The following is a 7,423-nucleotide window of genomic DNA, read 5'->3' as shown; positions in this document are numbered from 1 at the left end:
TTTAGCACCTTTAACATGGACATTGCGGCCATTTTCAACTTTTATAGCTATATCCACAATTTTACCAGTTTTTTCATTTATAACAAGTTCATCAAGAGAACCAAGAATACGTGCATTATTAGTAGCAACTTGATAACCTTTAACTTCACTCCACAATTTTTCTTCTTTTTTAGGTATGTTTCTATTTTCCATTATCCTCACCATTAATGATATTATATATAGAGTATAGTTTATATACTTTAGCTTTTATTGGCTAAAATAATCATTAATTAGATTATTATCAAATAAATAATTAGCTACTTTAACATCTTCATTAGTATTTATATTTAAAGCTAATTCAATTTTTGGAATTATTAATTTATCTTCTTTTTGAACTTTATTCTGACTAATTAAAATATTTAATCCAGAAGGGACCAAATCTTCAAAAACACATGAAGGTTCAATACCATATTCATTACAAATAGATAATGGAACTAAAACAGACATTGCAGGATTATCATTTTTAAAATATTCTTCTAAAACATTATCAATAATTTCTGAAGAAACAAAAGGCAAATCTGCATTTATAAATAATAAAACATCTTTTTTTGATTTTTTTTCAAATCCTGATAAGAGAAAAGAAAGATCTTCTAAATATCCATATCCAGGAGTTTCTAAAAAATTATAATAATCATTATAGATATTAAATCCATCAATTTCTTCATCAATATTATTGTTATTGTTATTATGCTGATTAGCATTATTAAAAGAAGGATTTTTAGCTAAAAAATCATTAGTTTCCATTGTATGAGGGCTTGTAGCTACAACAATTTTTTCAATATATTTAGAATCTTTCAAGTTTTTTAACACATACTCAATTAATGATTTATCTTTAAATTTAAAAAGAGGTTTTTCAATGTCAGTGTTTAATCTCTTTCCTTTTCCTCCAGCCATTAATACAGCTATTATCATTAATTATAACCCCAAATATTAATTTAAATTTTTTTAAAAGAATAAATATAAAAATAATAATAGAATATATGCCATATAAAATATCTAAATATATAAGATATAGATATAAATAATATAGAGAATATATAAAATTATTTTTTTTGTTGTAACTTTCTTCTAGCTCCTAAAATACAAGGACCTCCTTGTTTTCCACCAATAGGAGCGTTTATAGTTCCCATTGAATTCATGCACCGAGCCATTATAGCTGAACCTAAAGCCAAACCATCTGAAACAAAGACACAGTCTTTAAATTTATCTTTAGTATATTCAAGAATCAATTCAGGTTTTTTTCCAGTGATTCCTGCCCTTCCAGTGATTCCAAGAGCAGATCCTGAAACAATTATTTTTTCTTCAAATGCAACATCTAGAAGCCTTTTTACAATCATTGCACTAACATGATCCATTGTAGCAAATAATGTAGGCAATCCATCATTTTTATATAGTTCTTCGCCTAATGAAATAAGATCGGGTATTTTATCTCCATTTTCACCCACATCACATCCAATTAAGCAAGTACCTGCTTTTTGAGCAGCTTCTGGTTTAAGAGGGACTGTTCCAAATCTATCACGATCCATTGGAACTTTTCTAATATCTATTAGTTTATGAACTTTTTCTGCATTAATTTTTGCTTGTTTCCAATTAGCTTTTTTAAGAATATCTTTAGAATAAAGATCAATAGCAGCTCCTCCTTTTTTATCAACTTTATCAGTTCCACGAACAAGAGAATCAGCTATTACCCCAGCTAAACCCAAAAAATTACCTACAGTATGAGCATAAGGTTCATCATTGTTAACAACACGTCCTGCAAGAGTTGAGCCAAAATCAATAGAAACACAAGGATTCCTATAATCAACATTAGTCCATTTAGCTCCAAGTTTTATACCTGCTGTAACAAGTTCTCCTTCCATTTCATTAGAAACGACTTCTTCACCTTGAGGAGGTAGCACACTAACAACAGCACCATCAAACATTACTTTATCAAGAAGAGTATAGTCTTTTAGTCTGTCTGGAAAATTATCAACAGACATAGCAGGAGCCATTTTTCTTGGTGAAACACCAGCATCAAGGCAACCATTAGCTAAAGCAATAATAAGCTTTCCACTTTCTTCAGGAGTAGCAAATCCTGCAGTAACACCAGTAGAACGAACAACAAAATCAAGATCATTTTCTATATCAACATGAGCTTTTTTTGCAGCTTCAAGTACAGTATCTTTGACCATTTCAGATACAGACTCTTTTGAAAGTTCTATTCCCCATACAGTTTTACCAAAAACTTCTTCATTGGGTTTTGGTGGACGAATATCCCTAGTCATATTAACAGTTTTGTTGAGAAGATAACTTTCACTAGTATTAAGGTTAGTTGCACTTATAATACATTTTGTTGTAGTATTTCCTAGTTCAACAGATCCAGCAATATAATATTCATCTGGTTTCATATTGTATCCAGATCCTGCAGTTTTAGCTGCAAAAGGAGAAGATTTTAAAGATTCAAATTTCTTAAACTGACTTTCAGCCATGACTGGCTTAGACCCTCCGAAAACTTTACTTAAAAAAGACATTTTCCCATTTCCTGACTTTATTATAATAAATATTGAATATTCTTAAAGTTAAATATCCTTAAAATATTTTATATTCTATTAATTATATGTATTATAAATAGAGTTTATAAATTTTATTAAAACAATCTAGGAATAAAGAAAGAAAAATAAAAAAATAGAAAATAATATTATAAGAATAATAAAAAAGCTAAAACATGAAAAATAGAAAAATAAAAAACATAAATTAAAATAAAAAGGTAGAAATTTGAAAAATAAAAAATTATTTAATATCACAAGTAGTTTTATCAATTGTTCTTACTAAATGGATTGTACAGGGGGCAAAATGAACTACTTCTTCAGATACACTACCTAAAAGGTGTTTATCTACAATACTTTTACCAGTACCCATAACAATAACATCAACACAATTATCTTCAGCTATTTTCACAATTAGCTCAGCAGGTTTGCCTTCTATTAATTCTTTTCTTAAAGAAATATTTTTATTTTTTTCTAAGTCTATTAACTCCTCAAATTCATTTAAAAATATTTCTCCCTTAGCTTTTAGTTCAATAACCATTGTTTCTTTTATTGTTTTTGGTGTTAAAAAAGGAACTGAATTATCTACAACATATAATGCAATTAATTCAACATCCCTACCATCAATCAAATCTAAGGTACTTTCTACTAAATTTTTACTATATTTTCCCATTATAGGAACTAATACTTTACTATACATCCAATCCCCACATAAATATGTCATTAACCTATATATTAATTAAATGTTAAATATTCTTTAATTATTATTCTATAAAAATAAATAATTATGAATAAAATTCAATTATCTATATAAATTTTATATTTAATAACTTATTATTTTTTCTACAAAATACTATTAACTTAATACAAAAATTCTTAAAAATGCATATAAGGCATAAAATACTATTAAAAATATACCAGAATATCTATTTAATTTCATACCATTAAATCTCATCATCAGTAATGTTAAGGCAATAACTCCAATCATTATTGGTGCATCAAAGTACAGAGATAAAGGTTCAATTGGAACTGATACCAATAATGCAGGCACGCCTATTCCAATTAATATATTAAAAGTGACACTTCCAAAAACAGTACCCATAGATATATCATGAAGCCCCTTCATTGCTGAAGATAGAGTAACTACAAGTTCTGGAATACTAGTACCAATAGATAAAGTAAATAAACCCATTATAGCTTCAGGAATCCCAAATGTGGTCGCCAATGACTCTGCACTCATAATCATTAATTGACATCCAATAGCCAATCCTACAATCCCTGCAACAATAAACAGAATACTTTTTTTCCGAATTGGTTTTTTATTTCCATTAATTTCTTCAATTTTAGGGATATTTTCAGTTTTTTCTTTAATAATACCCTTTTCTTTAGCTATTTTTTCTTTATTATCTTTAATGTCTTTGATATCTTTTTTTTGATCCTTAATAAGAACTCTCATATAATAAATATAAAATATTATCATAACAATAGAACCAATTCCAGAAATTTGATACTCTCCAGTGAAAAAACCATATATCATAAAAACAACTAAAACAAGACCAGTTATTATAGCCATTAGTCCATCACGATTAATGGATTTCTTATCAGCTTGAACAAGACCTGTGACTGTGGCAGTTATACCCAATATCCCTGCAACATTCCAGATATTAGAACCAATAACAACACCTACCCCCATTTCGGCATTGCCTCCAAGAGATGCAATTAATGCAGAACCAAATTCAGGTAATGAAGTACCTATAGCTGCAGCTGTAACTCCTAGAAGAATTTGAGAAATTCCTAAGGCAGTTCCAATCTCAACGATATTATCAACAAATAAATCTGCCGCCTTAATAACAATGAATAAAGACACAACTAGTATCAAACACATACCGATTATTTCTAACATCTCTATTTCTCCAATGCATAAAAATTAATTAAATATATTAAATTATTTATTTTAAATAATATTTCTAATAACATAATATGCACCTCCCACATTATAAACCTATTGAAATTTTAGTGAAGAACTATTAAATTAGTATATAAAATATAAAATAGAGATAAAATATTCTGTTTTATTTAATATTTATACACATATACATGCTTTTTAATCACACGAACAGTTTGAAGGAAGATATTGTAAAAAATCAATCCCAATGCACATATTTATAATTAATAAAAAATTTTATAAAAATTATAATAAGAATTCCAGTATATATTAAATAAATATGAAAATATTGTTTAACAATATAAAAATAATAAAAATTAAGAATAAAACAAGTAAAAATCTAAAAATAGGAATAAAATCTAAAAAATAAAAATAAAAAAGATTAGATGATAAACATCTAATCAATATATTTACTGATATGTAGAAACCCTTAAATGCTTAGAGCATTTTATTTATAGGGTGATTTTCTACAGCTTCAGTTCCCATATCTTTAGCAGCTTCAGCTATGAAAATATCAGCCATAGCACAAGCAGGGAATGCTAATCTAGCATTTTCAATAGGACCAAAGAGAACGAAATCTCCACCAGTCATTTGTTGAACAATGTTAGAACCTATATCACATACAGGCCATGCTTCTTTGTGTTCTTTTTTGTATTCTCTTAACCAATCCCATGCAGATGGTACATTGTGTATACCAGAACCTACAGGTAATCCCCATTTACTTTTAACAGCAAATGAAGTTCTTGCAGCAACTCCTGCACCTTGACCAAGAGGGGTAACAGCTGTATCCATTAAAGGTTTAGTAATACCACATGATTCGGACATTTCTAATAAACCTTGATCGATAGTTCCGTCACCATCTTCCCATATACCCATTTTACCTTCAACAGAAGGGTTCATTGGGTTGAAACCTAGTACAATAGAAGCAGATAAGTCAGATTCTTTTACAGCTTCAATTTCTTCTGGCTCTGCAGCCATGTTTATTGAGTTGTAAATAGCTCTTTCAGCTAATCCTGCTTCAGTAGCATATTTAGCTCCTGCCATTCTTGCTTCTCCAGAAGTAGAATCTATAAGGAATGGAGAGTCAGAAATGTCTCCAACAAACTCTAAGTACTTTACTAAAGCTTCTTCAGTTTGTCCGAAAACTTGTACTAAACAAGGATTTCCAGTGACATCCATCATTTCTTCCATAGTTTTAATTCTTTCTTCTGCTGCATCTTTGTCAAATACACCTGTCTTTTCATCACTAATAATATTGTGTCCACCATAAAAGATGGTACCTGCTAAAACAGTTGGATATTCACCTGGCTGGCCTCCAATATTTACACCAGCTATATCCAAAACTTCTTGTTCTTTATCAAACCTAAACATTTATAAACCTCCATCCTAGAGTAATGTGCCTAATAGTAATGGTATAAGTCCCATTTTCAAAATTACGACCATTATTACAAGACCAATTATTATACCGTATAAAATACCAATATCCCTACCTGTTTGTTGACCTAATCTTTGGTAATATTCACCAACAGTAAATTCAACTTTTTCTTCAATTTCATCTAATTTTTCATTAGTTTTATTGTATTCATCAGCAGAGACAAGTACTCGAGGTATTGTATTTTCTTCAGACATTCATAACACCTCTTAGAATAAACTCGCTAGATATGGGATTACAACAACTAATATAAATGCAATAGCTAATCCTAATCCTATTCCAGTGAATCTTGTTGAAATTAATCCTGCGAATAATCTCCCTTCTCTTCCAATTAATTGAGAACGGTACTGTATATCTTCAGATACACTTTTAATACCACGGACGTTTGGTTTACTAGATAATTTAACCATAATAATAACCTCCTATAATATTCCTAGGAATAAACATCCTACGACCAAAGTGAAAACTAGTCCAATCATAATACCTTGGACTTTTCCAACATAATTACCAGAAAAGTTCTTTTGTATTGCACCGACCATTTTTACTTGGGTTTGAATATTTCTCATCCTTGCCTCAATTAAAGCGGTTTCAGGAGCAACAGGTCGAACTTCTTCTCCTTCATCCTCTTCATCTCCACTTTCATCGAGAGATATTACATAAGCTTCCTCTTCGAAAGCTCCAGGATCTTTTTCAATACACTCTTTAACTTTGGCTTCAATTGCGCCAGCATCTTCTACATCAATCATGTTGACAATTTCTATTTGAGATTGGAATCTTTCAATTCCTTCATCAGGAATATTTTCAACATAAGGAATAGCTCCAGTAGCACCCATGATGCTTCTTTTTTCTGGATCTACACCATTTTGATGTAAAGCTTCAAAACTTTGACCTGTAATATGTCCTTGAACTTCAGATCCACATAATATTAAGAATCTGAGGTTAGGATTTGATATTATGTTAGCTACAACTTTCTCAATACCAAGATTTTCTGTTTTACATGGTCCAGCAATAGCTGCACCAGCTCCAGCAGGAACATCTTCATTGTGAGAACCTAATGTTGTAACAGCAACAGGACTTTCAGGGTCTCCAACAATATAATCTCCATTAATTATTGGCCAACCTTCTGCAGGTGATTTTTTATCTGCCATCTATAAAACCCCCAAATTGACTAATAGAGGAATAGCAGCTATTAATACAAATAATCCGATTAAAAATCCATAAACCATATTTGTAAGCATACCTGCAGTAGCATAAGTACCTTCTCTTCCAGGATAAGCTCCTCGAGAAACGGTGTTTGGATCTAATGAATTCATTAAATCATCTGCTGCAGCCTCTAATGCAGTTATTTCGTTGTTTATATCATCCATTGAGAGTACTAATACTTCTCTTCCGAGAGCAGCTCCAATCATTCCAGTAGAGGGATCAAGAGTCAAGCTGTACTCAGGAACTATTTTAACTAAAGGTAACATTTCCATATTTTTT

General features: G+C 30.1%; 10 protein-coding genes. All 10 read right to left on the bottom strand.

Features of this window, described 5'->3' with window-relative positions; genetic code table 11:
* On the bottom strand, positions 1-192 hold a 192-nt coding region (locus KQY27_RS01930), incomplete at its 3' end, for a PRC-barrel domain-containing protein (protein WP_224424892.1).
* Between the two features lie 54 nt (positions 193-246).
* The gene (locus tag KQY27_RS01925) at positions 247-951 is read right to left on the bottom strand and encodes an NTP transferase domain-containing protein (protein WP_224424891.1); all 705 of its coding nucleotides are present in this window, start codon (positions 949-951) and stop codon (positions 247-249) included.
* 131 nt (positions 952-1,082) lie between these two features.
* Entirely contained in the window at positions 1,083-2,549 is a 1,467-nt protein-coding gene (locus KQY27_RS01920; protein WP_224424890.1) for a methanogenesis marker 14 protein, read from the bottom strand.
* 259 nt (positions 2,550-2,808) lie between these two features.
* Positions 2,809-3,264: a universal stress protein gene (locus KQY27_RS01915; RefSeq protein WP_224424889.1), complete on the bottom strand. Its 456-nt coding sequence runs from the start codon at positions 3,262-3,264 to the stop codon at positions 2,809-2,811.
* Between the two features lie 156 nt (positions 3,265-3,420).
* On the bottom strand, positions 3,421-4,467 hold the full coding sequence (locus KQY27_RS01910; protein WP_224424888.1) for a calcium/sodium antiporter: 1,047 nt from the start codon (positions 4,465-4,467) through the stop codon (positions 3,421-3,423).
* Between the two features lie 480 nt (positions 4,468-4,947).
* A complete protein-coding gene (gene mtrH / locus KQY27_RS01905) occupies positions 4,948-5,880 on the bottom strand; it encodes a tetrahydromethanopterin S-methyltransferase subunit H (protein ID WP_224424887.1) in 933 nt (310 codons plus the stop codon).
* Between the two features lie 15 nt (positions 5,881-5,895).
* The gene (mtrG, locus tag KQY27_RS01900) at positions 5,896-6,138 is read right to left on the bottom strand and encodes a tetrahydromethanopterin S-methyltransferase subunit G (RefSeq protein ID WP_224424886.1); all 243 of its coding nucleotides are present in this window, start codon (positions 6,136-6,138) and stop codon (positions 5,896-5,898) included.
* Positions 6,139-6,150: 12 nt separating this feature from the next.
* Positions 6,151-6,351: a tetrahydromethanopterin S-methyltransferase subunit F gene (locus tag KQY27_RS01895; RefSeq protein WP_224424885.1), complete on the bottom strand. Its 201-nt coding sequence runs from the start codon at positions 6,349-6,351 to the stop codon at positions 6,151-6,153.
* A 12-nt stretch (positions 6,352-6,363) separates the two neighbouring features.
* On the bottom strand, positions 6,364-7,089 hold the full coding sequence (gene mtrA / locus KQY27_RS01890) for a tetrahydromethanopterin S-methyltransferase subunit A (protein WP_224424884.1): 726 nt from the start codon (positions 7,087-7,089) through the stop codon (positions 6,364-6,366).
* On the bottom strand, positions 7,090-7,416 hold the full coding sequence (locus KQY27_RS01885) for a tetrahydromethanopterin S-methyltransferase subunit B (RefSeq protein ID WP_224424883.1): 327 nt from the start codon (positions 7,414-7,416) through the stop codon (positions 7,090-7,092).
* Between the last annotated feature and the right edge of the window lie 7 nt (positions 7,417-7,423).

This window comes from Methanobrevibacter sp. TMH8 (assembly GCF_020148105.1).
Classification (GTDB): domain Archaea; phylum Methanobacteriota; class Methanobacteria; order Methanobacteriales; family Methanobacteriaceae; genus Methanobinarius.
The sequence above is the reverse complement of the archived record's forward strand: the minus strand, read 5'-3'. Positions and strand labels throughout refer to the sequence as shown.